The 25405-nt window shown below is 72.5% G+C and carries 25 protein-coding genes; 11 read left to right on the top strand and 14 right to left on the bottom strand.

The window, feature by feature from the left end; all coding sequences use genetic code 11:
• The first annotated feature begins 97 nt into the window (after nt 1-97).
• Complete coding sequence (locus AB0F89_RS15655) at nt 98-1411, top strand: M14 family metallopeptidase (protein WP_367136798.1); 1314 nt, start codon at nt 98-100, stop codon at nt 1409-1411.
• Here the strand turns inward: AB0F89_RS15655 and AB0F89_RS15650 are convergent.
• Together AB0F89_RS15650 and AB0F89_RS15645 are read right to left on the bottom strand one after the other, a co-directional pair.
• Nucleotides 1392-2531 carry an aminotransferase class V-fold PLP-dependent enzyme gene (locus AB0F89_RS15650; RefSeq protein ID WP_367136796.1) on the bottom strand — a complete coding sequence of 380 codons (1140 nt, stop codon included), beginning with the start codon at nt 2529-2531 and terminating at the stop codon, nt 1392-1394. The genes AB0F89_RS15655 and AB0F89_RS15650 overlap by 20 nt on opposite strands.
• Before the next feature lie 62 nt (nt 2532-2593).
• A complete protein-coding gene (locus tag AB0F89_RS15645) occupies nt 2594-4138 on the bottom strand; it encodes an ABC transporter substrate-binding protein (protein ID WP_367136794.1) in 1545 nt (514 codons plus the stop codon).
• A gap of 29 nt (nt 4139-4167) precedes the next feature.
• On the opposite strand from AB0F89_RS15645, the gene AB0F89_RS15640 reads away from it, so the two are divergent.
• Nucleotides 4168-4947 (top strand): carbon-nitrogen hydrolase family protein, encoded by a 780-nt coding sequence (locus tag AB0F89_RS15640; RefSeq protein WP_367136792.1) that lies wholly within the window; start codon nt 4168-4170, stop codon nt 4945-4947.
• A 111-nt stretch (nt 4948-5058) separates the two neighbouring features.
• Nucleotides 5059-5940 carry a DUF2382 domain-containing protein gene (locus tag AB0F89_RS15635; protein WP_367136790.1) on the top strand — a complete coding sequence of 294 codons (882 nt, stop codon included), beginning with the start codon at nt 5059-5061 and terminating at the stop codon, nt 5938-5940.
• 54 nt (nt 5941-5994) lie between these two features.
• Here AB0F89_RS15635 and nadC read toward each other — a convergent pair whose 3' ends face one another.
• Genes nadC through nadA form a run of 3 tightly spaced genes read right to left on the bottom strand, consistent with a single transcriptional unit; the run spans nt 5995 to nt 9490 of the window.
• Complete coding sequence (gene nadC, locus AB0F89_RS15630; protein WP_367136788.1) at nt 5995-6834, bottom strand: carboxylating nicotinate-nucleotide diphosphorylase; 840 nt, start codon at nt 6832-6834, stop codon at nt 5995-5997.
• Entirely contained in the window at nt 6831-8474 is a 1644-nt protein-coding gene (locus AB0F89_RS15625) for an L-aspartate oxidase (RefSeq protein WP_367136786.1), read from the bottom strand. Before AB0F89_RS15625 ends, nadC begins: the two co-directional genes overlap by 4 nt.
• A complete protein-coding gene (gene nadA, locus AB0F89_RS15620; RefSeq protein WP_367136784.1) occupies nt 8471-9490 on the bottom strand; it encodes a quinolinate synthase NadA in 1020 nt (339 codons plus the stop codon). The genes AB0F89_RS15625 and nadA overlap by 4 nt, the downstream gene beginning before the upstream one ends.
• 64 nt (nt 9491-9554) lie before the next feature.
• On the opposite strand from nadA, the gene AB0F89_RS15615 reads away from it, so the two are divergent.
• The 5 genes from AB0F89_RS15615 (at nt 9555) to AB0F89_RS15595 (ending at nt 13952) form a co-directional block, all read left to right on the top strand.
• The gene (locus AB0F89_RS15615; RefSeq protein ID WP_367136782.1) at nt 9555-10244 is read left to right on the top strand and encodes an NUDIX domain-containing protein; all 690 of its coding nucleotides are present in this window, start codon (nt 9555-9557) and stop codon (nt 10242-10244) included.
• The gene (locus AB0F89_RS15610; protein WP_367136780.1) at nt 10241-10918 is read left to right on the top strand and encodes an LON peptidase substrate-binding domain-containing protein; all 678 of its coding nucleotides are present in this window, start codon (nt 10241-10243) and stop codon (nt 10916-10918) included. Before AB0F89_RS15615 ends, AB0F89_RS15610 begins: the two co-directional genes overlap by 4 nt.
• Nucleotides 10919-10940: 22 nt before the next feature.
• The gene (locus AB0F89_RS15605) at nt 10941-11675 is read left to right on the top strand and encodes a type I 3-dehydroquinate dehydratase (protein ID WP_367136778.1); all 735 of its coding nucleotides are present in this window, start codon (nt 10941-10943) and stop codon (nt 11673-11675) included.
• A gap of 253 nt (nt 11676-11928) precedes the next feature.
• On the top strand, nt 11929-13194 hold the full coding sequence (locus AB0F89_RS15600; RefSeq protein WP_367136776.1) for an MFS transporter: 1266 nt from the start codon (nt 11929-11931) through the stop codon (nt 13192-13194).
• The gene (locus AB0F89_RS15595) at nt 13191-13952 is read left to right on the top strand and encodes a putative hydro-lyase (RefSeq protein ID WP_367136774.1); all 762 of its coding nucleotides are present in this window, start codon (nt 13191-13193) and stop codon (nt 13950-13952) included. The genes AB0F89_RS15600 and AB0F89_RS15595 overlap by 4 nt, the downstream gene beginning before the upstream one ends.
• Here AB0F89_RS15595 and AB0F89_RS15590 read toward each other — a convergent pair.
• The 4 genes from AB0F89_RS15590 to bioD all read right to left on the bottom strand — a co-directional run bounded on the left by AB0F89_RS15590 (nt 13949) and on the right by bioD (nt 16616).
• Nucleotides 13949-14545 (bottom strand): DUF2567 domain-containing protein, encoded by a 597-nt coding sequence (locus AB0F89_RS15590; protein ID WP_367136772.1) that lies wholly within the window; start codon nt 14543-14545, stop codon nt 13949-13951. The genes AB0F89_RS15595 and AB0F89_RS15590 overlap by 4 nt on opposite strands.
• 39 nt (nt 14546-14584) lie before the next feature.
• The gene (locus AB0F89_RS15585; protein ID WP_367136770.1) at nt 14585-14773 is read right to left on the bottom strand and encodes a hypothetical protein; all 189 of its coding nucleotides are present in this window, start codon (nt 14771-14773) and stop codon (nt 14585-14587) included.
• The gene (gene bioB / locus AB0F89_RS15580) at nt 14770-15786 is read right to left on the bottom strand and encodes a biotin synthase BioB (RefSeq protein ID WP_367136768.1); all 1017 of its coding nucleotides are present in this window, start codon (nt 15784-15786) and stop codon (nt 14770-14772) included. Before bioB ends, AB0F89_RS15585 begins: the two co-directional genes overlap by 4 nt.
• A 113-nt stretch (nt 15787-15899) precedes the next feature.
• A complete protein-coding gene (gene bioD, locus AB0F89_RS15575; RefSeq protein ID WP_367136766.1) occupies nt 15900-16616 on the bottom strand; it encodes a dethiobiotin synthase in 717 nt (238 codons plus the stop codon).
• A gap of 60 nt (nt 16617-16676) precedes the next feature.
• Between bioD and AB0F89_RS15570 the strand changes: the two genes are divergently transcribed.
• Together AB0F89_RS15570 and AB0F89_RS15565 are read left to right on the top strand one after the other, a co-directional pair.
• Complete coding sequence (locus tag AB0F89_RS15570) at nt 16677-16916, top strand: glutaredoxin family protein (RefSeq protein ID WP_367136764.1); 240 nt, start codon at nt 16677-16679, stop codon at nt 16914-16916.
• Between the two features lies 1 nt (nt 16917).
• Nucleotides 16918-17568 (top strand): hypothetical protein, encoded by a 651-nt coding sequence (locus AB0F89_RS15565; RefSeq protein WP_367136762.1) that lies wholly within the window; start codon nt 16918-16920, stop codon nt 17566-17568.
• Here AB0F89_RS15565 and AB0F89_RS15560 read toward each other — a convergent pair.
• From AB0F89_RS15560 to dnaE, 3 genes are all read right to left on the bottom strand, one after another.
• Nucleotides 17548-18816: an adenosylmethionine--8-amino-7-oxononanoate transaminase gene (locus tag AB0F89_RS15560; protein WP_367136760.1), complete on the bottom strand. Its 1269-nt coding sequence runs from the start codon at nt 18814-18816 to the stop codon at nt 17548-17550. The two genes, AB0F89_RS15565 and AB0F89_RS15560, sit on opposite strands and share 21 nt — an antisense overlap.
• Complete coding sequence (locus AB0F89_RS15555) at nt 18803-20035, bottom strand: cytochrome P450 (RefSeq protein ID WP_367136758.1); 1233 nt, start codon at nt 20033-20035, stop codon at nt 18803-18805. Before AB0F89_RS15555 ends, AB0F89_RS15560 begins: the two co-directional genes overlap by 14 nt.
• Before the next feature lie 87 nt (nt 20036-20122).
• Nucleotides 20123-23656, bottom strand: a complete 3534-nt coding sequence (dnaE, locus tag AB0F89_RS15550) for a DNA polymerase III subunit alpha (protein ID WP_367136756.1) — start codon at nt 23654-23656, stop codon at nt 20123-20125.
• Between the two features lie 147 nt (nt 23657-23803).
• Here dnaE and AB0F89_RS15545 point away from each other — a divergent pair, with 147 nt between their 5' ends.
• Entirely contained in the window at nt 23804-24700 is an 897-nt protein-coding gene (locus AB0F89_RS15545) for an AsnC family protein (protein WP_367136754.1), read from the top strand.
• Here the strand turns inward: AB0F89_RS15545 and AB0F89_RS15540 are convergent.
• Nucleotides 24604-25095 carry a hypothetical protein gene (locus AB0F89_RS15540; protein ID WP_367136753.1) on the bottom strand — a complete coding sequence of 164 codons (492 nt, stop codon included), beginning with the start codon at nt 25093-25095 and terminating at the stop codon, nt 24604-24606. The genes AB0F89_RS15545 and AB0F89_RS15540 overlap by 97 nt on opposite strands.
• 24 nt (nt 25096-25119) lie before the next feature.
• Nucleotides 25120-25359 carry a hypothetical protein gene (locus AB0F89_RS15535; protein ID WP_367136751.1) on the bottom strand — a complete coding sequence of 80 codons (240 nt, stop codon included), beginning with the start codon at nt 25357-25359 and terminating at the stop codon, nt 25120-25122.
• Nucleotides 25360-25405: the final 46 nt, after the last annotated feature.

Raw genomic sequence — 25405 nt, 5'->3', positions numbered from 1 at the left:
GGGCTACCTCGGAATGTGACCCGAGGGCCACGCTGTGTGAGCTTTCTGTTGGGTACCGCCCATCTCCGTCGCAAACCCTGCTGATGATGGAGGCTTGATGTTCACCAAGCGGCGCGGCCTCATGGCCGCCGCGCTGGTCGCGAGCGTGACCCTGGTGCTCCCCGTGCACCCCGGGTCGGCGCAACCGGCGACCGCGCACTCCCCCGAGCGGACCGTCTTCGAAATCACCGCGACCACCCCTGAGGCGCGGACGAAGGTCGCCCGGACGGGGGTCGACGTCCTCGGCCAGAACGGCGACAAGCTCACCGTGATCGCCGAGCCCCGCCAGCAGCTGCTGCTGCGCGCCACGGGCCTGCCGATGACGAACACCGGTGACGCGGACGCCCAGCTGGCGGGCCTCGGGAAGGTCGACTTCACCGACCCGCAGCTCGGCACGATGGACTTCCCGTCCGGCTACACCGGGTACCACAACTACGCGGAGATGGTCGCCGAGCTGAACCAGACCGTCCAGGACCACCCGAACCTGGTGACGCTGCGCAGCATCGGCAAGTCGTACCAGAACCGCGACCTGTGGATGATCAAGCTCAGCGACAACCCGTCGGTCGACGAGTCCGAGCCCGAGGTGCTGTTCACCTGCAACCAGCACGCGCGCGAGCACCTGACCGTGGAGATGTGCCTGCACATCATCAAGCGGTACACGGACAACTACGCGTCCAACTCGGCCATCAAGAGCGCGGTCGACAGCCGGGAGATCTGGATCATCCCGAGCGTCAACCCGGACGGCGCGGAGTACGACATCGCGACCGGCTCGTTCCGCGCGTGGCGGAAGAACCGGCAGCCGAACTCCACCTCGACCGGCACCGACCCGAACCGCAACTGGGGCTACCAGTGGGGCTGCTGCGGCGGTTCGAGCGGCAGCGGTTCGAGCGAGACCTACCGCGGCCCGTCCGCGTTCTCGGCGCCGGAGACGGCCCGGGTCCGCGACTTCGTCGGCACCCGCGTGGTGGGTGGTGTGCAGCAGATCAAGTCGCACATCGACTGGCACACGTTCTCGGAGCTGATCCTGTGGCCGTACGGCTACACCTACAACGACACGGCCGCGGGCCTGGACGCCACCCAGGCCAACGTGTTCCAGACCATGGGCCGGCGGATGGCCGCGCTGAACGGCTACACGCCGCAGCAGGCCAGCGACCTCTACATCACCGACGGCAGCGTCGACGACTGGATGTGGGCCGCGCACAAGATCTGGAGCTACACCTTCGAGATGTACCCGAAGTCGGCGAGCGGGACCAGCGGGTTCTACCCGCGCGACACGGTGATCGCGGCGCAGACCTCGCGCAACGACTCGGCGGTGCAGCTGTTCCTGGACTACTCCGACTGCGTCCCGCGCATCACCGGGCGGACCTGCTGACGGCCTCGACCGCCGCGACCGCCTGATCGACCTGCGCGGGCTCGACGAAGTAATGCGGTGACGCCCTCACCACCTCGTCGAGCCCGCGCCGGGTCATGTCCAGCAGCGTGGACGACGCGCCGCTGACGGTGACCGTGACGCCCGCGTCGGCCAGCCGGTCGCGCACGTCGCCCGCCGCCACGCCCTCCACGGTGAACGTGACGATGCCCGCCTTGCGCCGGCCCGGGTCGCGCACCTCCACGCCGGGCAGCGCGGCGAGCCCCGCGCGCAACCCGCCCGCCCGCTCGCCGACCTCGCGCTCGATCACGTCCAGCCCCCTGGCCAGCGCGTGCCGGGCCGCCGCGACGAGCCCCAGCCGGTCGGCGGTGCTCGCCTCCCAGAGCTCGAACACCCGCGCGTCGTCGCGCAGCCGGACCTCGTCCGGCGCGACCCACTCGGCGCTGTGCAGGTCGACCAGCCGGGGCCGCATGCGCTCGGCCGCCTCGCGGCGCACCACCAGCACGCCGGTGCCGCGCGGTCCGCGCAGCCACTTGCGGCCGGTGCCGGTGATGATGTCCACGCCCAGCTCGTCGGCCCGCACCGGCAGCTGGCCGATCGACTGGCACGCGTCCAGCAGCACCAGCGCGCCCGCCTCGTGGGCCGCGGCGGCCACCTCGCGGGCCGGGTTGACCAGCCCGCTGTTGGTCGGCACGTGCACCAGCGAGACGAGCTTGACCCGCTCGTCCAGCAAGTCCTTCAACGCGTCCACGTCGAGCTGGCCGAACTCGTCGGACGGCACCGCCTCGGCGCTCGCGCCCACCTCCCGCGCCCGGCGCAGGATCGGGATCGCCGCGCCCGCGTACTCGGCCTCGCCGAACAGCACCCGGTCGCCCGCGGCCAGCGGCACCGCGTCGAACGCCGTCAGCCACGACCGGGTGGCGCTGTCGGTGAACGCGACCTCGTCCGGCGCCGCGCCCAGCAGCTCGGCGAACACCCCGTACCCGGCTTCGAGGTCGTCGGCCCGCTCCCGCGCCGCGACGTACCCGCCGACCTCGGCCTCCCGGCGCAGGTGGCCGACCACCTCGTCCAGCACCTCACGGGGCGGGAGGGAGGAACCGGCCGAGTCGAGGAAGATCGTCACTGCGCCTCCAGGGGCTCGTGGATACCCCCACTATCGCCACCGGGGTGCAGGAAGACCAGCCCTCACCGGGGCGTCCACTTCTCCAGGTTCCACCAGGGGCCCCACGACAGCGCGCCGTGCGCGTGCGGGTCCACGACCTGCTGGTAGCCGTTCCAGTTCTCCCGGACCACGTACGTGTGCTGCACCGAGGCCAGCACCACCATGCCCGGCCCGGCCACGTACGCGCGCTGGAACTGCTTGTACGCCGCCGCCCGCTGCGCCGGGTCCAGCAGCGTGCGCCCGGCGGCCAGGGCGGCGTCCACCTGCGGGTTCGAGTAGCCCCACGGGTTGCCGGTGTGCAGCGGCTGGTAGGTCATCAGGTCCGGGTCGAACGGGGTGCCGCCGCCGTGCAGCAGCGCGTCCACGCCCAGCCTCGGCGCGACGGCCTCCCAGCTGAGCCCGGCCAGCTGCACGTCGACGCCGACCGCCCTGGCGTCGGCGGCGAACGCGGTGGCCAGGTCGGCGCGCACCACGTCGCCGATCGGGTACATCAGGGTGAACCGGGCGGGCACGCCGTCGCGGGCCCGCACGCCGTCCGCGCCGCGCGCCCAGCCGGCCTGGTCCAGCAGCAGCTCGGCCTGCGCCTTGTCGTGCGCGAACCGCGCGCCGGTCTCGACGAACTCCGGCAGCTCGTCCGGGATCGGCGTGCTCGCCACCGCGCCCTTGCCGCCGAGCAGGTTGTCCACCATGCCCTTGCGGTCGACCGCGTGGTTCAACGCCATCCGGATCGCCGGGTCGCCGGTCACCGGGCCGGTCGGCAGCGTCACCGCGCGCAGGTCGGCGCTGCGGTGCGCGATCACCCGCATGCCGCTCGCGCCGTCGAACGACGCGGCCAGCCGGGGCGGCAGCTCGGCGCCGTCGAACTCGCCCGCCCGCAACCGCTGGGCGCGCGTGTTGTCGTCCGGCACGAACACCACGGTCAGCTTGCGGATCTCCGGCTCGCCGCCGAAGTAGCCCGCGTTGGCCTCCAGCACCATCCGGTCGCCCTTGCGCCACTCCACCAGCTTGTACGGGCCGGTGCCGACCGCCGGCACGTCGGCCAGCGGCCTGCCGAGCGCTTCGCTGGGCAGGATGCCGAGCACCAGCATGTGCGGGAACGCCGCCCACGGCCTGGCCAGGGTGAACCGCACGGTGCGCACGTCCAGCTGCTCGACGCCGGTCAGCTCCGCGAACGCGGTCCGCTCGGTGGAGGCCAGCGCCGGGTCGAGCAGCGCCCGGTAGGTGGCCACCACGTCCTCGGGACCGAAGTCGGTGCCGTCGGTGAACCGCACGCCCTCGCGCAGCTCCACCGTCCAGCTCAGCCCGTCCCGGGCGGGCGTGGGGGCGTCCACCGCGAGCTGCGGTCGCACCGAGCCGTCCGCGCGGTGCTCCACCAGGCCGTCGTACAGCTTCGACACGCCCTCGCGGCCGTAGCCGAGCAGCGGGTTCAGCGTGGTCGGCTCCAGCGGGTCGGCCAGCACGAGCGCGCTGCCGTCCGAGGTCCCCTCGGCGCTCGGTGTCGTCGTGCCGGTGCACCCCGCCGCGACGAGGACGGCAGCGACGACGAGCGTGGGGAGGAGGGGGCGCACGAGACCCGACACTACCTAGAGTGGGTGGCATGCGTGTCGCCCTGTGCCAGATCAACTCCTCCACCGACCCGGCGGCGAACCTGGACCTGGTCCGCTCGGGCGTCGAGCGCGCGGCGGCGGCGGGCGCGCGCGTGGTGGTGTTCCCGGAGGCCACGATGTGCCGGTTCGGCGTGCCCCTCGGCCCGGTGGCCGAGCCGCTGGACGGGCCGTGGGCCGACGCGGTGCGCGGCATCGCCGACGAGCACGGCGTGGTCGTCGTGGCGGGCATGTTCACCCCCGCGCCGGACGGCCGGGTGGCCAACACCCTGCTGGTCACCGGCGCGGGTCACCACCTGGGCTACGACAAGATCCACCTGTTCGACGCGTTCGGCTTCGCCGAGTCGCGGACGGTCGCGCCCGGCGCCGAGCCGGTGGTGGTCGAGGTCGACGGGGTCGGGCTCGGCCTGGCCACCTGCTACGACGTGCGGTTCCCGGAGCTGTTCCGGGCGCTGGCCGACCGGGGCGCGACGGCCGTGCTGCTGTGCGCGTCGTGGGGCTCGGGGCCGGGCAAGCGGGAGCAGTGGGAGGTGCTGGTCCGGGCGCGGGCGCTGGACTGCACGTCGTGGGTGCTGGCCTGCGGCCAGGCCGACCCGGGTGTCGACCACGGCGGCGCGCCGACGGGCATCGGTTTCAGCACGGTGGCCTCGCCGCTCGGCGAGGTGGTGGAGCGGCTGGCCGGCGCGCCGGGCATGGTCGTGACCGAGGTGGACGCCGAGGGCGTGGCCGAGGCGCGGCAGGTGTTGCCGGTGCTCGCGAACCGGCGGCTCTGAATTTCTTTCGAGTGGGTGCCTTCACACGAAGAGGTGACGGCCGAATAGGTGCCCCTTCGCGTCGGGAAGCCCTTCCCGGGACGTACACGACACGCGAAGGGGACCCTGGCCATGATCAACCAGGCCGAAGTGGACCGCCTGTACGACTGCGACGTGATCGACGAGCACGGAGAGCGGATCGGCTCGGTGAAGCAGGTCTGGCTCGACGACCGGGACGGCCGGCCGATGTGGGCCTCGGTGCACACCGGCCTGTTCGGCTTGAAGGAGTCGTTCGTGCCGATCCAGGACGCCACCCTGGGCGAGGGCGTCGTCCGGGTGCACGTCGACAAGGAGCAGGTGAAGGACGCGCCCAAGATCGACGTGTCCGACGAGCACATGTCCGACCGCCAGCAGGACGAGCTGTACGAGCACTACGGCCTGATCCCGGCCCACCGCAGCGGCGACCACGACCGCCTGCCGGGCCGCGACCGCGCCGACACCACGCCCATCCCGACCGCAGGCCAGACCCGGGACGAGATCCGCGGCGAGACGCGTGCCGAAGCACGCGGCGAGACGCGTGGCGACGTGCGCGGGCAGACCGCCGCGCCGATGCCGACCTCGGGCCAGCACGCCCGTCACGGGACCGGCGACTCGGTCACCCGCTTCGAGGAGGACCTGCACGTCGGCACCCGCGAGGTGGACGCCGGCCGGGTGCGCCTGGTCAAGCACACCGTGACCGAGCACAAGGACGTCTCGGTGCCGGTGAGCCACGAGGAGGTCCGCGTGGTGCGCGAGCCGGCCGAGGGCACGGCCACCGAGGGCGCGTTCGCCGACGAGGAGGCCGAGGTCACCCTGCGCCGCCAGGAGCCGGTGGTCGACAAGACGACCAGGCCGGTGGAGCAGGTGCGGCTGGAGAAGCAGACCGTGACCGAGCAGCAGCACGTGCGCGACGACGTGCGCAGCGAGCAGGTGGACGTGGAGCGCGACGACCGGACCGGGCGGCGCGACTCCTGATCGGTGCGCACCCGCGCCGCCGCCCCTGGCGCGGGTGCGCCCCACCTCCGACGACTAGCGCAGGTCGAGCCCCAGGTCGAGCGCCGGGGCCGAGTGCGTGAGGCCGCCGACGGCCAGGTAGTCGACGCCGGTCCCGGCGTAGGCCCTGGCCACGTCCAGCGTCAGCCCGCCGGACGCCTCCAGCCGGACCGCGCCCGCCACCCGGCGCACCGCCTCGGCGCAGTCGGCGACGGTGAAGTTGTCCAACAGCACCAGTTCCGCGCCCTCGGCGACGGCCTCGTCCAGCTGGTCGAGCGAGTCCACCTCGACCTCGCACTCCAGGTGCGGCGCGTGGGCGCGCACGGCGGCCATCGCCGCCCGCACCGAACCGGCGGCCCGCACGTGGTTGTCCTTGATCAGCACCGCGTCGCCGAGCCCGAGCCGGTGGTTGACGCCGCCGCCGCAGCGGACCGCGTACTTCTCCAGCAGCCGCAGGCCCGGCAGGGTCTTGCGGGAGTCCCGCACGGCCGCGCCGGTGCCCTCGACCTCGGCCACCCAGGCCGCGGTCAACGTGGCCACGCCGGACAGGTGGCACAGCAGGTTCAACGCGGTGCGCTCGGCGGTGAGCAGGCCGCGCACCGGTCCGCGCAGGACCAGCGCGGGCTCGCCGGGGACGGCCTTGTCGCCGTCCTCCCGCTGTTCGAGCACCTCCACGTCGGTGACCTGCCGGAACGCCTCCAGCGCCACCGGGATGCCGGCCAGCGCGCCGGCCACGCGCGGGGTCAGCTCGGCCACCGCGACCGCGTCCGCGGCCACCGTCGCCTCGGTCGTCGCGTCCGCGCCGTAGCGCAGGTCCTCCGCCAACGCCGCCGCGATCACGCGACGCGCGTCCTCCAGGTCGAGTCCGTGCTTCACGCCACTCCCCTCGCCACCACGGGGTCCGCCAGCACCGGCTGGCCGGACGGGTTGAGCCGGACCACCTGGCCGCGCTGCCACGCCACGTCGTCCCGCTCGGTGAAATCGGTGCGCACGTGGCAGCCGCGCGACTCCTCGCGCCGCGCCGCCGCCGCGATCAACGCCCGCGCCGCCACGGTGAGCGCCGCGTCCTCCACCAGCTCCCGGCTGGTCAGCCGCCGGTCCGCGGTGGACAGGTCGAGCACCGAGCCGACCACGGCCAGGCCCTCGGCGTCCCGGCCGATCGCCGCGTACCGCGACATCACCCGCTGCAGCGAGTCCCGGTCGGCGACCGGCGCCGTCGGCAGCTCGATCGCGACCGACGCCGAGGCCGAGGCGGGCGCCAGCACGCCCAGCGCCAGGTCCGCGGCCACCGCCTCGGCGGCCCGCGTGCCGACGACCAGGCCCTCCAGCAGGCTGTTGGACGCCAGCCGGTTCGCGCCGTGCAGCCCGGTGCGGGCCACCTCGCCCGCCGCGTACAGGCCGGTCACACCGGTTCGACCGGCCACGTCGGACACGACGCCGCCGCACGCGAAGTGCGCCGCGGGCGCGACCGGGATCGGCTCGCCCGCCGGGTCCACCCCCGCCGCGAGGCAGGCCGCGTGCACGGTCGGGAACCGGCGCGCGAAGTCGGCGATGCCGGTGGCGTCCAGGAACACGTGGTCGTCCACGCCGCCCGGCGCGCCCGCCACGTGCCGGGTGATCGCCGCCGCCACCACGTCGCGCGGCGCCAGGTCCTCCAGCGGGTGCACGCCGCGCATGACGCGCGCGCCGGTCGCGTCGAGCAGCACCGCGCCCTCGCCGCGCACCGCCTCCGTCACCAGCGGGCAGCGGCCACGCGCGCCGCGCCCGGTGTAGAGCACGGTCGGGTGGAACTGCACGAACTCGACGTCCGCCGCCACCGCGCCCGCGCGCAGCGCCAGCGCCAGGCCGTCGCCGGTGGCCACCTCCGGGTTGGACGTGGCCTGGTAGAGCTGGCCGAGGCCGCCGCTGGCCAGCAGCACGGCGGGCGCGCCGAGCACGCCGGGCACGCCGTTGCCGTCCAGCACCAGCAGGCCGCACACCTGGCCGAGCGGCGTGCGCACCGCGTCCACCGCGACGTGGTTCTCCAGCACCGGCACCCGACCGTCGGACGCCGCCGCCAGCAACGCGCGCTCGACCTCCGCGCCGGTCGCGTCGCCGCCCGCGTGCACCACCCGGAACGCGCTGTGCCCGCCCTCCCGCGTGCGGGCCAGCCCACCGGTCGGCGCGGCGTCGAACACCGCGCCGCGCTCGCGCAGCCGGGCCACCGCCGCCGGACCGCCCGCGATGATCGCCGCGACGGCGGCCTCGTCGCACAGCCCGGCGCCCGCCACCAGCGTGTCGCGCACGTGCGCGTCGACCGTGTCGCCCTCGTCGTGCTCGCCGGGCAGCACGACGGCCACGCCGCCCTGCGCCCACCGGGTGTTGCCGTCCTCGCCGGCGGCCTTGGTCACCACCAGGACCCGCAGCCCCAGCTCACGCGCGCGCAGCGCCGCCGTCAGCCCGGCCACCCCCGTGCCGACGACCAGCAGGTCGGCACGGGCCTCCCACAGCGGGGTGGTCACCAGCGGGGTGCTCATTCCCCGCCGCCGGGCTGCCCGATCTCGATCATGCGCTGCACCGCGCCCTGCGCCCGCTTCGCGGTCTCCAGGTCCACGTGCACCTCGTCCCGGTTCTCGCGCAGGCCGCGCAGCAGGGCCGCCGGGGTGATCATCTTCATGTACCGGCACGACGCCCGGTCGTTCACCGCCCGGAAGTCGATCTCCGGCGCGGCCCGGCGCAGCTGGTGCAGCATGCCGATCTCGGTGGCCACCAGCACCGACTTCGCGCTGGTCCGCCGGGCGGCGGTGATCATGTCGCCGGTCGACAGGATCTTCACCTTGTCGGCGGGCACGGTGCCCTCCCCCGCGAGGTAGAGCGCCGACGTGGCGCACCCGCACTCGGGGTGGATGAACAGGTCGGCGTCCGGGTTCGCCGCCGCGCGCTCGGCCAGCTCCGGGCCGTTGATGCCCGCGTGCACGTGGCACTCGCCCGCCCAGACGCGCAGGTTCTCCCGGCCCGTCTCGCGCTTGACGTGCGCGCCGAGGAACTGGTCCGGCAGGAACAGCACCTCCCGGTCGGCCGGGATGGACCGCACCACGTCCACCGCGTTCGACGAGGTGCAGCAGATGTCGGTCTCCGCCTTCACCTCGGCCGTGGTGTTGACGTAGGAGACGACGACCGCGCCGGGGTGCTCGGCCTTCCACTCGCGCAGCTGCTCGCCGGTGATCGAGTCGGCCAGCGAGCAGCCCGCCCGCTCGTCCGGGATCAGCACGGTCTTGTGCGGCGCCAGGATCTTCGCGGTCTCGGCCATGAAGTGCACGCCGCAGAAGACGATGGTGGACGCGTCGCTCGCGGCGGCGATGCGGCTCAGCGCCAGCGAGTCGCCGGTGTGGTGGGCGATGTCCTGGATCTCGGGGAGCTGGTAGTTGTGCGCCAGGATCACCGCGTCCCGCTGGCGGGCCAGCTCCAGCACCTCGTCCCGCCAGGCGGCGTCCGGCGCGATGCCGTCGTAGGCGCCGTCGGAGGCGCGCTCCACGTAGGCGGTGGCGACCATGGGTTCCTCCCTTGGACCAGGTTTTCGCCTATCGGTCGAAAACAGGGCCGATAGTATCAGCCGAGTGGGACTGGCGGGACATGAGGTTTTGGCCGCGGTGCTCCAGGTGAGAGCCGGATCACTCCAGGTCATGCTGTGGGAGCGCGCTCGGGAACCGCACGCTCACCGCTGGTCACTGCCCGGTGGCGGGCTGGGCGACGACGAGGACGTCGAGGCCTCGATCCGCCGCCAGCTGGCCGAGAAGGTCGACGTGCGACAGTTGTCACACGTCGAGCAGCTGGCGGTGTTCAGCAACCCAGCGCGGGTGCCCGGACCCCGGGTCGTCGCGACCGCGTTCCTCGGCCTGGTGCCCTCGCACATGGACCCGGTGGTGCCGTCCGACACCGCCTGGCACCCGGTGGACGCCCTGCCCGCGACGGCGTTCGACCACGAGCTGATCTGCCGCCGCGCCCGCAACCGGCTCGCGTCCAAGCTGTCCTACACCAACCTCGGGTTCGCGCTGGCGCCGCCGGAGTTCACCATCTCCGCGCTGCGCTCGCTGTACTCGGCGGCCCTGGGGTACAAGGTGTCGGCGACCAACCTGCAGCGCGTGCTGTCGCGGCGGGGGCTGCTGGAGCCGACGGGCGGGACCGTGCAACCCGGGCCGTCCGGCGGTCGCCCCGCCGCGCTGTTCCGGTTCGTGTCCGGCGAGATGCGGGTGACGGACCCGTTCGCCGTGCTGAGGCCACCATCCACCCGTAGCTTGGGTTCGTGACCACGACGCTCCCCCTGTTCCCGCTGGGCACCGTGCTGCTGCCCGGGGCGTCCCTGCCGCTGCACGTGTTCGAGCCGCGGTACCGCCAGCTGACCGTCGACCTGGTGACCGAGGCGGTGCCGGACCGGGCGTTCGGCGTCGTGTCGATCAAGCAGGGCTGGGAGGTCGGCGCGGAGAACGTCGAGGCGCTGTGCGAGGTCGGCTGCTCGGCGATCCTCCAGGAGGCGCGCCGGCTGCCCGACGGGCGGTTCGACCTGACCACGACCGGCGGTCGGCGGTTCCGGCTGCTCGACGTGGACGAGGACAGCGCGCCGTACCTGGTCGGCACGGTGCAATGGCTGCCGGACACCGCCGCGCCGCCGGAGGTCGAGGCGGTGCTGCCGCTGCTGGCGGAGAGCGCGCGGGCCGCGCACGGGCGGTACCGGCAGGCGGCGCGGGTCGACGGCGCCCGGCCGCCGGGCCCGGACACGCCGCTGGCCGACCTGGCGTACGCGTTGGCCGACGACTGCCTGCTCACGGTGGAGGACCGGCAGCGGCTGCTGGAGGAGACGTCGCCCGCCCGGCGGCTGCGGCTGGTGCGGAAGGTGCTGCACCGCGAGGCGGGCATCCTCGGGGCGTTGAGCGCCGTGCCCGCGCCGCTGTCCGAGTGGGGCGGCCTGCCCCACCGCAACTGACGCCCGCTGTAGGATCACGCGGGTGAACGGCCTGCGCGCGTTGCTGGACGAGGGTGTTCCGCTGGTCGCCGTCAGCTTCGACGACACCGACAGCGAGCAGGCGGCCGAACAGGCCCGTTCCGCCGGTGTCGACGTCGCCGAGCTGCGCGTCGACCGGTTCTCCCGCACCGATGCCGCGCACGTCCGGGACCAGGTGCGCGCGTTCCGCGGCCTGCCGGTGCTGGCGACCGTGCGCTCGGCCGCCGAGGGCGGCGGGTGGACCGGCTCCGAGCAGGAGCGGCTCGACCTGTTCCGCGAACTCGCGCCGCTGGTGGACGCCGTCGACGTGGAGCTGTCGGCGGAGTCGATCGCGGCCGACGTGGTCGGCGCCGCGCACGCGGCCGGTTCGCTGGCGATCGTGTCGTACCACAACTTCGACCACACGCCGGGGATCGGCGAGCTGACCGAAATCGCCGCTGCGGCGAAGGGCGTCGGCGCGGACGTCGTGAAGATCTCCACGATGGCGACGACCGGCGCGGACCTGAAGGTCCTGGCGTCGTTGCTGCTGGCCGAGGGCGCCGATTCGGACGTGGTCGTGATCGCCATGGGCGCGATCGGCACGGTGTCCCGGATCTTCTTCCCGGCGCTCGGCTCCCGGTTGACCTACACGTTCATCGGCCACCAGCCGACGTCCGGCCAGCTCGACTTCGCCGAGACGACCCGCCTGATGCGCCTCTTCCACCCGACCTACGACCGCCTCAAGGCCACCACCGCCTGAGCGTTCGCCCCACACGGACGACTCTCCCACCCCGAACGCACGACTCTCGCGCGAGTCGTACACCCAGGTCGCGAGAGTCGTACGTTCGCGACCCCTGAATTCAACGTTCAGAGCGGGATGACAGCGGAGTGGGAGCGCTCTCACAGGGCGAGTGGAAGCATGTTGGTTCGTCCTATTGCTCTCTAGTGGGATTGTTCAACAATCCTCTACGGTGTGCTCCACGGCACACCCCTGAGGCTGCGAGGTGATCTTCGTGAGCACCACGGACATCGGCACCACCAAGGACGGACGAGGACCGTTCGCCTGGTTCCACACGTTGGGCCGCAACGGCAAGCGGGCCTTCGTCGGGGCGTTCGGCGGCTACGGCCTGGACGCCTACGACTTCCAGGTCCTGCCCCTCGGCCTGTTCGCCATCAGCGCCTACTTCGGCCTCAGCACCGGCCAGGCGGGCCTGCTCAACACCGTCACGCTCGTCGTCTCCGCCCTCGGCGGCGCGATCGCGGGCATCCTCGCGGACCGCGTCGGCCGGGTCCGCACCCTCATGATCACGGTCATCACGTACGCCGTCTTCACCGTCCTGTGCGGCTTCGCCACCAGCTACGAGATGCTGATGGTCTTCCGCGCCCTGCAGGGCCTCGGCTTCGGCGGCGAGTGGGCGGCGGGCGCGATCCTGGTCGCCGAGTACTGCAAGCCGCAGTACCGGGGCCGCACGGTCGCGTTCATCCAGAGCTCGTGGGCCGTCGGCTGGGGCCTGAGCGTGATCGTCTACACCGCCGTGTTCAGCTTCCTGCCCCAGGACGTCGCCTGGCGCGTGCTGTTCTGGACCGGCGCGATCCCCGCCGTCCTCGTCTTCTACGTGCGCCGCAACGTCAAGGACGCGCCGCGCGCCGAGCGGGCGCTCCGGACCAGCGAGCGCAGGGGCAGCTTCCGGGACGTCTTCCGGGGCGGGCTCGGCCGCACCACGTTCTTCGCCGCGCTCCTCGCCACCGGCGTCCAGGGCGGCTACTACACCCTGGCGAGCTGGGTGCCGACGTTCCTCAAGACCGAACGGGGCCTCAGCGTCGTCGGCACCGGCGGGTACCTGGCCCTGCTCATCAGCGGCGCGTTCGCGGGCTACGTCACCGGCGGCTACCTGACCGACCTGCTCGGCCGCAAGCGCACGTTCACCCTGTTCGCCGTGCTCAGCGCGATCCTCATCGTCGTGTTCACCCAGATCCCGGCGGGCGCGAACGGCCTGATCCTGCTGGTCACGTTCCCGCTCGGGTTCGCCACGTCGGCGATCTTCAGCGGGTTCGGCTCGTTCCTGGCCGAGCTGTACCCGACGGAGCTGCGCGGCACCGGCCAGGGCTTCACCTACAACTTCGGCCGCGCGGTCGGCGCGTTCTTCCCGGCCGCCGTGGGCTTCCTGGCCGGCAGCGCGGGCGTCGGCGGCGCGATGACCTTCGGCGCCATCGCCTACGGCATCGCCGTGCTGGCCCTGCTCGGCCTCCCCGAGACGAAAGGCGTCGAACTGCGATGACCACGATGACACCGGCCGAAGTGCGCGCCCGCCACACCGGACAGACCGCCGGGCTCGCCGAGGGCTTCGCCCAGGCCAACCTGATCGCCGTGCCGCACGACTGGGCCTACGACGTGCTGCTGTTCGCCCTGCGCAACCCCGAGGCGTGCCCGGTCCTGGACGTCACCGACAAGGGCGGCACGACCACGGTCCTCGCGGAGGGCGCCGACTTGACGCGCGACGTGCCGCGCTACCGGGTCTGGGAGCACGGCGTGCTGGTGGACGAGCCCACCGACGCGTCCGGGCACTGGCGCGACGACCTGGTCGCGTTCCTGATCGGGTGCAGCTTCACGTTCGAGTCGGCCCTGACGCGGGCGGACGTGCCGCTGCGGTACGTCGAGCAGCGCCGCAACGTGCCGATGTACGTGACGGACCGCGAGTGCCGCCCGGCCGGTCGGCTGCACGGCCCGATGGTGGTGTCGATGCGGTACGTCCCGGCCGACCTGGTCGAGGTCGCCACGGAGGTCACCGCCCGGATGCCGGCCGTCCACGGCGCGCCGGTCCACGTCGGCGACCCGCGCGCGCTGGGCATCGAGGACCTGGACCGACCGGACTTCGGCGACCGCACCGAGCCGCACGCCGGCGACGTGCCGGTCTTCTGGGCCTGCGGCGTGACACCGCAGGCGGCGGTGATGGCGTCGAAGCCGCCGTTCGCGATCACCCACGCGCCGGGGCACATGTTCGTCACCGACGTGCCCGACTTGGCGTACCGGCTCTAGCCGAGACGCCGACCCAGGTCGTCCAAGCCGTTCCACGCGGCCAGGCAGCCGTACGCCAGCGCCGTGCCCAAGGGCCACGCCAGCAAGCCCCACCACGTCTCCAGCACCGGAGCCAGGGCTATGACGTCACCCACCGCAGGCGCGGCGCCGACGGCGTAGTCGCCGCTCGCCGTCCCGGCGCCGGTCAGCTGGCCCAGGTAGGCGGCCAGGACCGAGCCGAGCACGGCCGCGACCATCACCACCGGGCCGCGCCGCTCCCGCAGCAACCACACCGCGATGCCGGTGATCAGACCGGCGCCCAGTCCCATCAGCACGAACAGCATCAGCCCGTCGAGCCGGTGGTAGCTCTCGCCGGTGACCGGGATCATCGACCCGTCCTGCTGCGCCACCACGTTCTGCGGCGGCGCGAGCCACGCCCACAACCACCCCAGCGGCAACCCGAACAGCGAGGTCCCGGACAGCACGGAGAACGCGGGCAGCAGGTCGCGCTTCACCACGACGCGCGGCCGCTGCGCCACGTAGTAGTACTCGAACGCCGGCGCGGGTGGCACCCGAACGGGCGTCGCCCGCTCGTCCACCGGTTGCTCCGCCACCCGACGACCTCCCTGCCCCGTGACCAGATGCAGGGCAGGTTACCGCGCGGAGGTGATCTCGCCGTGACGGCTGCACGTGGCCGTCCACCCGGCGGGCGTCACCTGGACGACCATCCGGCGCGCGCACTCGGCGCAGAACCGCGGCGGGTCGATCACGCCCAGCCGCGAGGCGCACGCGGAGTGGTCGGCCTCCGCGCGCGCCTTGCCGCAGTAACCGCAGTACGTCACAGCGTCTTGCTCAGTTCCTTGATCGGCATGGACAGCTCGGTCAGCATGTCGAGGTCCTGCTGCGCCGGGCGGCCGAGGTTGGTCAGGTAGTTGCCGACGATGATCGCGTTGACGCCGCCGAGCATGCCCTGCTTGGCGCCGAGGTCGCCGAAGGTCAGCTCACGGCCGCCGGCGAAGCGCAGGATCGTGCGCGGCAGGGCGAGCCGGAACGCGCCGACCGCCCGCAGCGCGTCGGGGCCCTCGACCACCGGGTAGTTCTCGTACGGGGTGCCGGGGTTGGGGATCAGGAAGTTCAGCGGCACCTCGTCGGGCTCCAGCGCGGCCAGCTGCACGGCGAACTCGGCGCGCTGCGCCAGCGTCTCGCCCATGCCGATGATGCCGCCGCAGCAGACCTCCATGCCCGCGTCGCGGATCATCTTCAGCGTGTCCCACCGCTCCTCCCACGAGTGCGTGGTGACCACGTTCGGGAAGTGGGAGCGGGCCGTCTCCAGGTTGTGGTTGTAGCGGTGGACGCCCATGTCCACCAGCTCGTCCACCTGCTCCTGGGTGAGCATGCCGAGCGAGCACGCGATCTGGATGTCGTTGCCGTCGTCGCGGATGGCCTTGATGCCGTCGCGCACCTGCGACAGCAGCCGCTTGTCCGGCCCGCGCACGGCGGCGACGATGCAGAACTCGGTCGCGCCGGTCTCGGCGGTCTGCCGGGCCGCCTTCACCAGGCCGGGGACGTCCAGCCACGCCGACCGCACCGGCGACGGGAACTGCCCGGACTGGGAGCAGAAGTGGCAGTCCTCGGGGCAGCCGCCGGTCTTGAGCGACACGATGCCCTCGACCTCGACCTCCGGGCCGCACCAGCGCATCCGCACGGCGTGCGCCAGCTCCAGCAGGTCCGGGATCCGCTCGTCGGGCAGTCGGAGGACTTCGAGCACCTGCTCCTCGGACAACCCGACGCCCTGCTCCAGCACCTGCTCGCGGGCAACGCTGAGGACATCGACCTGTTCAGGGGCTGCGGTCACGACTTCTCCTCGGGAACTCCGGCGGTGGTCCGCCGTGCAGTCTGCCGCACCGACCCGGACCAGCCCCAGCGACGTGCGTCACTGATTCGGTCGACTTCGCCGGCCGAACGGCGTCAGCAGGAGTGCGGCGCGGCGAACTTGTCCGGGTCGAACGTGCCGCCGAACCACGGCGACAGGCCCTCCCGGGCCAGCTCCACGAACTCCGGCCGGCCCAGCGCCGCCGCGCCGTCGGGCAGCACGCCGAGCAGCGGCGCGCCCGCGGCCTCCGGCAGGTCGACCAGGTTGGTCCGGGCGGCCAGGTCGGGCGCGGCGGGCCAGCGGCCCACCACGACGCCGACCGACTCCAGCCCGCGGCGGAGCAGGGCCTCGGCGGTCAGCGCGGTCATGTTCAGCGTGCCCAGGCCCGGGTGGGCGACGACCAGCACGGGCGCGTTGAGCGCCCACGCCGCGTCGGCGATGGTCGAGCCCGCGTCGTCGAACCGGACCAGCAGCCCGCCCGCGCCCTCGACCAGCACCAGGTCGTGCGTCTCGTCCAGCGCCACGGCCGCCGAGGCGATGTGGCTGGGGTGCAGGGTGGGCAGCCCGGACCGGCGCGCGGCCGTCGCGGGCGCCAGCGGTTCGGGGTACCGGCGCAGCTCACGGGTGGTGACGGGGCCCGCGAGGCGGACCACCTCGGCCAGGTCGCCCGGTTCGCCGTCGGCGACGCCGGTCTGCGCGGGCTTGAGCACGGCGACCCGCCGACCGTCGGCCGCGGCCAGCGCCGCCAGGGCGGCGACGACGACCGTCTTGCCGACCTCGGTGCCCGTGCCGGTGATCACGAGGACGCTCACGGCCCCTCACCGTAGACCTGTGCGGAGCGTGGTGGTCGACCGCGTTCTACAGTCACCGCTATGAGTGAGATCGTTCTCTACGGCGCGGACTGGTGCGGCGACTGCCGGCGGGCCAAGGCATGGCTGCGGGAGCACGAAGTCCCGTTCACCGAGGTCGACGTCGAGCACGACGACGCGGCCCGCGACCGGGCGATCGAGCACGCGGGCGGGCGCAAGAACATCCCGGTCGTGGTGCTGCCCGACGGCCGCGTGCTGGTCGAGCCGACGAACACCGAGCTGGCCGCCGCGGTCCAGGGCTGACGTGGGCAAGGCGGGCAGGCGCAAGCGGCGCCAGGCGACCTCCCAGGTCAGGCGGGACCAGGCGTGGCTGGAGGAGCGGTCCCGGCACGCCGGGGCGACGGCCACCGCGGCGAAGAAGCCGTCGAACTGGTTCATGGCGCAGAAGGGCGGCACGCAGACCCTCGTCGTCCTCGGCGTCATCGCGCTCGTGGTCGGCGGGCACTTCTTCCTGTGGGGGACGGTGTACCCGGCCCTGGGCGACGCGGTCGGCCTCGTGCCGGTCGTGTCCACCGCGACGGGCTGGCTGTTCGGCGGCGGCGCGTTCATGGCCTGGGGCGTGCTGGCGATCAACCACGAGACCGCCGAGCCGGCGACGGCGCAGCGGCTGCGGGTCCTCGCCTGGTCGTGGACGGCCATCGCGACGATGGCCATCCCGACCAGCTACGCCAACGGCATCCGGCTGCCGGTCGACTTCTGGGCCGGCGCGTACGCGAGCGCGTACGGCGTGATCCTGGCGCCGGTCGCGGCGGGCGTCGTCGCGCTCGGGTGGTGGCTGCTGGTCGACAAGCTGTTCCGGCACAAGGGGGGCGCGACCCCCAAGGCCATCGGCTGGATCTGCGTCGGTTACGCGACGCTGCTGCTGATCTGGGGCTCAACCCTGCTGCGCGCGTGACGCCTCGGCCGCCGCGACGACGGCCGAGGTGATCGCGGCCACGTCGTCGTCGGTGCTGATGAACGGCGGCATGGTGTAGATCAGGTCGCGGAACGGCCGCAGCCACACCCCGCGGTCGACGGCCGCGGCGGTGGCGGCGGCCACGTCCACCTGGTGGTCCAGCTGCACGACGCCGATCGCGCCGAGCACCCGCACGTCACCGGGGGCCTGCGCGAGCCCGGACCGCAGCCCGGCCTCGATCCGCCGCACCGACGACCGCCAGTCCTGCGCCAGCAGCAGGTCGGTGGACGCCAGCGCCACCGCCGAGGCCAGCGGGTTGCCCATGAACGTCGGCCCGTGCGCCAGCACCGGCACCTCGCCGCGCGAGATCCCGTCGGCCACCCGCGACGTGCACAGGGTCGCCGCCATCGACAGGTAGCCGCCGGTCAGCGCCTTGCCGAGGCACAGGACGTCCGGGCTGATCCCGGCGTGGTCGGCGGCGAACAGCTCGCCGGTGCGGCCGAAGCCGGTGGCGATCTCGTCGAAGATCAGCAGCACGTCGTTGGCCAGCGTCAGCTCGCGCAGCACGTGCAGGTAGCGCGGGTCGTGGAAGCGCATGCCGCCCGCGCCCTGCACCACCGGCTCCACGATGACCGCGGCCAGCTCGCCCGCGTGCCGCTCGACGGTGTCCGCCAGCTCCTGCACGTACGCGGTGTCCAGGTCGCGCGGCGGCGCGGACGCGAACACCTGCTCCGGCAGCACGCCCCGCCACAGCGCGTGCATCCCGCCGTCCGGGTCGCACACGGCCATGGGCTGGAACGTGTCGCCGTGGTACCCGCCGCGCCAGGTCATCAGCCGCCGCTTCTCCGGCCGCCCCTGGGAGCGCCAGTGCTGCAACGCCATCTTGACCGCGACCTCGACCGACACCGAGCCCGAGTCGGACAGGAACACGTGCTGCAACGGCTCGGGCGTGATCTCCACCAGCCGCGCCGCCAGCGCCACCGCGGGCTCGTGGGTCAGGCCGCCGAACATGACGTGGCTCATCCGGCCGAGCTGGTCGCGCACCGCCGCGTCGAGCACCGGGTGCCGGTAGCCGTGGATCGCGGCCCACCACGACGACATGCCGTCGACCAGCTCGCGCCCGTCGTCCAGCCGGAGCCGGACACCCTCGGCCGAGGCGACGACCAGCGGCTCGTGGGTGCCCGGCATCGGGCCGTACGGGTGCCAGACGTGCGCCTGGTCCAGCTTCAGCAGCTCATCGCGCTCCACGGGGAGTCAGGCTAACCGGCAGCGCTTCCAGCCCGCGGATGAGCGTCCCGTCCCGCCAGCGCAGCGAGTCCGGGTCGGCGGCGGGGACGACGTCGAACCGGTCGAGCAGCGCCCCGATGGCGATCTCGCCCTCCATCCGGGCCAGCGGCGCGCCCAGGCAGTAGTGGATGCCGTGGCCGAACGCCAGGTGCCCGGTGGCCTGCCTGGTGATGTCGAGCCGGTCCGGGTCCGGGAACCGGGAGCCGTCGCGGTTGCCCGCGCTGAGCGACACCACCACCACGCTGTCCTTCGGGATGACCGCGTCACCCAACCGGACGTCCTCGTTGGTGTAGCGGAACGTCGCGTGGTTGACCGGGCTCTCGAAGCGCAGCACCTCCTCCACCGCGCCGGGCAGCAGCGACCGGTCGGCGCGCAGCGCCTCCAGCTGCGCGGGGTCGCGCATCAGGTGGTGCACGCCGTTGGCGATCAGGTTGACCGTCGTCTCGTGCCCGGCGACCAGCAGCAGGAACGCCATGGCGATCAGCTCCACCCGGTCGAGCCGATCACCGTCCTCGTCGGCGTGCACGAGCGCGGAGAAGAAGTCGTCACCGGGCTCGGCCTGCTTGTGCTCCACCAGCTTCTGCAGGTAGGCGGCCATGTTGCCGCCCGCCTCCTGGAGCACCCGCGGGTCGCTGCCACCACCGCTGACGAGCACGTTGGACCAGACGCGGAACTCGTCGCGCTCGTCCATCGGCACGTCGAGCATTTCGCAGATGACCGTGATGGGCAGCGGGAACGCCAGCGCGTCGATCAGGTCGACGTCGCCCTTCTCCCCCGCCTCGTCCAGCAGCCGGTCGGTGATCTCCCGGATGCGCGGCCGCAGCTGCTCGACCCGGCGGGCGGTGAACGCCTTGGTGACGAGCTTGCGCAACCGGGTGTGGTGCGGCGGGTCCATGTTCAGCATGTGCTGCACCAGGGACTCGTCGAACGAGGCCGGCTCGTGACCGCCGATCTGGTTGTGCGCCATGACCTCCGGGAAGCGCTCGAAGTGCTTGCTGAACCGGGGATCGGCCAGCGCCAGCCGTGCCTCGTCGTACCGGGTGACCATCCACGCCCTCGTGCCGCGCGGCAGCACGATCGGCGTCGCCGCCGCCTGCTCGCGCAGGCGGGCGTGATAGGCGTGCGGATCGGCGAAGTAGTCCTCGCCGAGCACGTCGAGACCGGCGATCTGCTCCCCCAAAGGAACCCCTCCTCGTTTGAGTTAACCCTGTTCACTCAAACGATCCGAGACTCCCTCGTGTCCCCGGTTGCCCGGTTTGTCACCCGATCAGCCCAAGCAGCCCGGTCCCAGGAGTGCCTTCAAATCACCCATAAGGGACGGCGTGGGCGTAACCCGGAGCGCGTCGTCCAGCTTCAGCAACGTGTTGCGGCTGCTGTTGATGATGAGGTTCAGGTGCACCTCGGTGGTGCCGGGGTGCGCGGACAGCACTTCCTTCAGCGACGTCACCAGCTTCGGGTCGCAGCGCGCCGCCGACACCTTCAGCTTCAACGCCTGCGCGCCGAGTTCGGACAGGTCCGGCACGACCAGGTCGTTGGCGATCAGCGAGATCCGGTCCTCCCGCTTGGCCACCCGCGCCTTGACCAGCACGATCGCGTCCTCGGCCACCGACATGCCGTGCACCGTGTAGCTCTTGGGGAAGAACAGCACCTCGATGCCACCGGCCAGGTCCTCCAGCTGCGCCGACGCCCACGGCTCGCCGTTCTTGTTCACCCGGCGGGTGACCGACGCGAGGATGCCGCCCAGCGTGACCTGCGTGCCGTCCGGCACGTCGCCTTCCAGGATGCGCGGGATCGTGGTGTCCGAGTAGGAGCTGAGCACCTGCTCCACGCCGTTGAGCGGGTGACCGGACACGTACAGGCCCAGCATCTCCCGCTCCAGCGTGAGCTGGTGCTTGGACTCCCAGTGCTCCTCCGGGATCTTCACGTCGAACACCGAGGCGCCGTCGCCGTCACCGCCGCCGTCGCCGAACAGGTCGAACTGGCCGCGCGCCTCTTCCTTCTTCGTCAGCATGATCGCGTCGACCGCCTCGACGTGCACCATGTGCAGGCCCTTGCGCGGGTGGCCGAGCGAGTCGAACGCGCCCGCCTTGATCAGCGACTCGACGACCTTCTTGTTGCAAGCCTGGACGTCGACCTTGCGCAGGAAGTCGGAGAAGTCGGAGAACTTGCCCTTCTCCTTGCGGGTCTTGATGATCGCGTCGACCACGTTCGCGCCGACGTTGCGGATCGCGCCGAGGCCGAACCGGATGTCGTCGCCGACCGCGACGAACTCGCGCTCCGACTCGTTGACGTCCGGCGGCAGCACGGTGATGCCCATCCGGCGGCACTCGGCCAGGTAGACGGCCGACTTGTCCTTGTTGTCCGAGTTCGTGGTCAACAGGGCGGCCATGTACTCGCCGGGGTAGTTGGCCTTGAGGTACGCGGTCCAGTACGCGATCAGGCCGTACGCGGCCGAGTGCGCCTTGTTGAACGCGTAGTCGGCGAACGGGACCAGGATGTCCCACAGCGTCTTGATCGCCTCGGGCGAGTACCCGTTGGCGATCATGCCCGCCTCGAAGCCCTCGTACTCCTTGTCGAGGATCTCCTTCTTCTTCTTGCCCATCGCGCGGCGGAGCAGGTCCGCCTGTGCCAGCGAGTAGCCCGCCACCTTCCGCGCGATCGCCATGACCTGCTCCTGGTACACGATCAGGCCGTAGGTCGTGTCCAGGATCTCGGCGAGCGGTTCGCGCAGCTCCTCGTGGATCGGCACGATCTCCTGCTGCTTGTTCTTGCGCAGCGCGTAGTTCGTGTGCGAGTTCGCGCCCATCGGACCGGGCCGGTAGAGCGCGATGACGGCCGAGACGTCCTCGAAGTTGTCCGGCCGCATCAGCCGCAGCAGGTCGCGCAGGGCGCCGCCGTCGAGCTGGAACACGCCCAGGGTGTCGCCGCGGCCCAGCAGCTCGTAGGTCTTGCGGTCGTCCAGGGGCACGGTCGCGATGTCGACGTCGCCCTTGCCGTTCAGCGCGATGTTCTTCAGCGCGTCGTCGATCGTGGTCAGGTTGCTCAGGCCGAGGAAGTCCATCTTCAGCAGGCCGAGCGTTTCGCACGTCGGGTAGTCGAACTGGGTGATGATCGAACCGTCCTGGGGCCGCATCCAGACCGGGATGTGGTCCGTCAGCGGCTCCGCGGACATGATCACCGCGCAGGCGTGCACGCCCGCGTTGCGGATCAGGCCCTCCAGGCCGCGGCCGGTGTCGATGATCTCCTTGACCTGCGGGTCGGTCTCGTACAGCGCGCGCACCTCGGCGGCCTCGGAGTACCGCTTGTGCGCCGGGTCGAACACGCCGGCCAGCGGGATGTCCTTGCCCATCACGGCGGGCGGCATGGCCTTGGAGATCCGGTCGGCCACCGCGTAGCCCGGCTGCCCGTACAGCACGCGGGCGGAATCCTTGATCGCCGCCTTCGCCTTGATCGTGCCGAACGTGATCACCTGGGCGACCTTGTCGACGCCCCACTTCTCGGTGACGTACCGGATCACGTCGCCGCGCCGGCGCTCGTCGAAGTCGATGTCGATGTCGGGCGGGCTGACCCGGTCCGGGTTGAGGAACCGCTCGAAGATCAGGCCGTGCGCCAGCGGGTCCAGGTCGGTGATGCCCATGGCGTACGCGATCAGCGCGCCCGCGGCCGAACCTCGGCCGGGACCGACGCGGATGCCGTTCGCCTTGGCCCAGTTGATGAAGTCGGCGACCACCAGGAAGTAGGACGGGAAGCCCATCTGGAGGATGACGTCGATCTCGAACTCGACCTGCTTCTCGTGCACCTCGTCCACGCCGTCGGGGAACCGGCGGCGCATGCCCGCCCAGACCTCCTCGCGGAAGTACTCGGCCTCGGACTGGCCGCCGGGGGTCGGGTAGCGCGGCATCAGGTTCTGGAAGGTGAACATGCCGGTGGTGTCGACCTTCTCGGCCACCAGCAGGGTGTTGCGGCACCCCTCCTGCCAGGCGTCGGAGGAGTCGATCGCGCGCATCTCGTCCGGCGACTTCAGGTGGTAGCCGGTGCCGTCGAACTTGAACCGGGTCGGGTCCTGCAGCGTCTTGCCGGTCTGCACGCACAGCAGCGCCGCGTGCGCGTCGCGGTCCTCGGCGTAGGTGTAGTGCGAGTCGTTGGTCACCACGAACGGGATGCTGAGCTTCCTCGCGATGTCCACCAGCCCGCCGCGGACCCGGCTCTCGATCTCGATGCCGTGGTCCATCAGCTCGACGAAGAAGTTGTCCGCGCCGTAGATGTCGCGGTACTTCGCGGCGGCCTCCAGGGCCTCCTTCTCGTGGCCCAGGCGCAGCCTGGTCTGCACCTCGCCGGACGGGCAGCCGGTGGTCGCCATCAGCCCGGCCGAGTGCTCGGCGATCAGGTCGACGTCCATCCGGGGCCACTTGCCGAGCTGGCCCTCGGTGGAGGCCCGGCTCGACATCTTCATCAGGTTGTGCAGGCCCTCGTTGTTCCGGGCCCAGATCGTCTGGTGCGTGTAAGCGCCGCTGGCCGAGACGTCGTCGGACTTCTGGCCCGGGTCGCCCCACAGCACGCGCTTCTTGTTGAAGCGCGACTCGGGGGCCAGGTACGCCTCGATGCCGATCACCGGCTTGACGCCCGCGGCGGTCGCCTGCTTGTAGAAGTCGTAGGCGCCGTACATGTTGCCGTGGTCGGTGATCGCGGCGGCGGGCATGCCCATCCGCTCGCACTCGGCGAACATGTCCTTCAACTTGGCCGCGCCGTCGAGCATCGAGTACTCGGTGTGCACGTGGAGGTGCACAAACGAGTCAGCCACGCCAAAACCCCCTTGTATACCACGCACACCAAGCAGATGGCGAAGCCCAGCAAAGCCGCCCGACGCACACTAGTCCGGTCGTGTCAGCCCGATCCAGTCGGCAGGCCGATGGCGCGCAGATCCGCCTTCACGGGTAGCGTTCAAGGTGTGGTAGCGCCGGACCCCGTCGACGCCCGTCTCCTGGCCATGATCGCCGAGATGGGCCGCGCCGCCGTGCACGAGGTGGCCGCGCGCCTGGGCATGGACCCGCGGGAGGCCGCCACCCGGTTGATCACGTTGTCCGGCAGCGGGTTGCCGCTGCTCGTCGGCGTGGAGTGCGACCCGAACGGCATCCGCAAGGCGCTGGCCAACAGCGTGGCGTGGGGCAACTACTCGGGCCCCGGCGGCCAGGCCGTCCGCGGCACGCCGAGCGGCCCGTACCCGCCCGCCCCGGGCACGGTGCAGGGCACGCCGTCCGGCTCCTACCCCGGCCACCCCGTCCCGCAGGGCCCGCCCAGCACGCCGTTCCCGGCGCAGCAGCCGGTGTCGTCCGGTCCGGCGCGCGTGCCGGAGCCGATGAGCACCTGGGGCGTGCCCGGCACGTCCGGCTGGGCGCGCGGCGACCAGGCGCCCGCGCCGCGCTCGCGCACCGGCAAGATCGGCAGCACGCTGGAGACCGAGGGCCTGGAGGGCGCCCGGTTCACCATCCAGCTGGTCGAGGTGGTCGACCCGGCGGACTTCCTGTTCACCGCGGCCGGCTACAAGCTGGCGCCCGGCGAGCGGGCCGTGGTGGTGCACACGGAGCTGGCGAACACCGGTCAGGTGCCGTTCAACGCCCTGCCCGACATGTACCTGGTGCTGATGACCAACAAGGGCGAGACGGTCGGCAAGGCGCCCGTGTCGCTGTCGTCCAGGCCGCCGCACAAGATCGGCGTGCAGCCGGGCGAGACGGCCGGCGGGCACACCGTCTACGTGCTGCCGGAGGACACGGTGATCTTCTCGGTGCGCTGGAGCTCGCGCCCGGAGACCGACCTCAACACGCTGGTCTGGACGATCGACGACTGAGCGGCCGTCAGTCCGCGAGGACGGCGGCCACCGCGTCGACCACGACCCGGCGGCGGCGTTCGCGCGGGATGCCGGCGGCGTGCCCGGCCACCTCCGGGGTCGTCGAGCCCCACAGCGCGGACCTCGACCGCCGCGCGGCCGTCGCCCTCCAGGCGGTGCCACTTGGCCAGCCGCTCCTTGACCGGGTCGTCGGTGAAGCGGTCGAACAGCCGGCCCGCGTACTCCGGCAGGTTCGCCGGGTCGAGCGGCGCGCCCGCGATGCCGACCGCCGGGCACTCCCTGGTCGCCACCGCTCGCAGGCCCGAGCAGCCGGCCGACCTGATCGAGCGGCACGGCGTCCGGGTGACCGTGCTGGGGCCGGGCGGGATGCGGACCGACTGGGCGGGCTCGTCCATGACCGTGCACCCGGTCTCGCCGGCCTACGAGCAGACGGTCGGCGCGGTGAACGCGCTGCGGACCACGCTGATGGCCCGGGCGGCGAGCGACCCGGCGAAGGTCGCGGACGTCGTGCTCCGGGTGGCCGGGATGGACGAGCCGCCGGTCCGCCTGCTGCCGGGCAGCGACGCGGTCCGGTTCGCCGGGCGGGTGGAGCGGACCCGCGCCGAGTCGGACGCGCGGTGGCACGGGCTGTCGGTGTCCACGGACCACGCCGACCTCACCGACGACAACCTCCACCCGCTCGTCACGCTCCGGAGCCGACCGGGG

This window comes from Saccharothrix sp. HUAS TT1, from assembly GCF_040744945.1.
Taxonomy (GTDB): Bacteria; Actinomycetota; Actinomycetes; order Mycobacteriales; family Pseudonocardiaceae; genus Actinosynnema.
Note: the sequence above shows the minus strand (reverse complement) of the source record. Positions and strands in the feature narration are given on the sequence as shown.

Excerpts from the sequence above, each read along its gene's own strand:
- nadA (WP_367136784.1), bottom strand. The coding sequence starts at position 9,490 with ATGGTCGCCACCGCCTACGTGGAGCGCGCCTCCGACGGCGCCTACGAC.
- AB0F89_RS15640 (WP_367136792.1), top strand. The coding sequence starts at position 4,168 with ATGCGTGTCGCCCTGTGCCAGATCAACTCCTCCACCGACCCGGCGGCG.
- AB0F89_RS15625 (WP_367136786.1), bottom strand. The coding sequence starts at position 8,474 with ATGAGCACCCCGCTGGTGACCACCCCGCTGTGGGAGGCCCGTGCCGAC.
- AB0F89_RS15655 (WP_367136798.1), top strand. The coding sequence starts at position 98 with ATGTTCACCAAGCGGCGCGGCCTCATGGCCGCCGCGCTGGTCGCGAGC.
- AB0F89_RS15635 (WP_367136790.1), top strand. The coding sequence starts at position 5,059 with ATGATCAACCAGGCCGAAGTGGACCGCCTGTACGACTGCGACGTGATC.
- AB0F89_RS15540 (WP_367136753.1), bottom strand. The coding sequence starts at position 25,095 with ATGGACGAGCCCGCCCAGTCGGTCCGCATCCCGCCCGGCCCCAGCACG.
- AB0F89_RS15570 (WP_367136764.1), top strand. The coding sequence starts at position 16,677 with ATGAGTGAGATCGTTCTCTACGGCGCGGACTGGTGCGGCGACTGCCGG.
- AB0F89_RS15595 (WP_367136774.1), top strand. The coding sequence starts at position 13,191 with ATGACCACGATGACACCGGCCGAAGTGCGCGCCCGCCACACCGGACAG.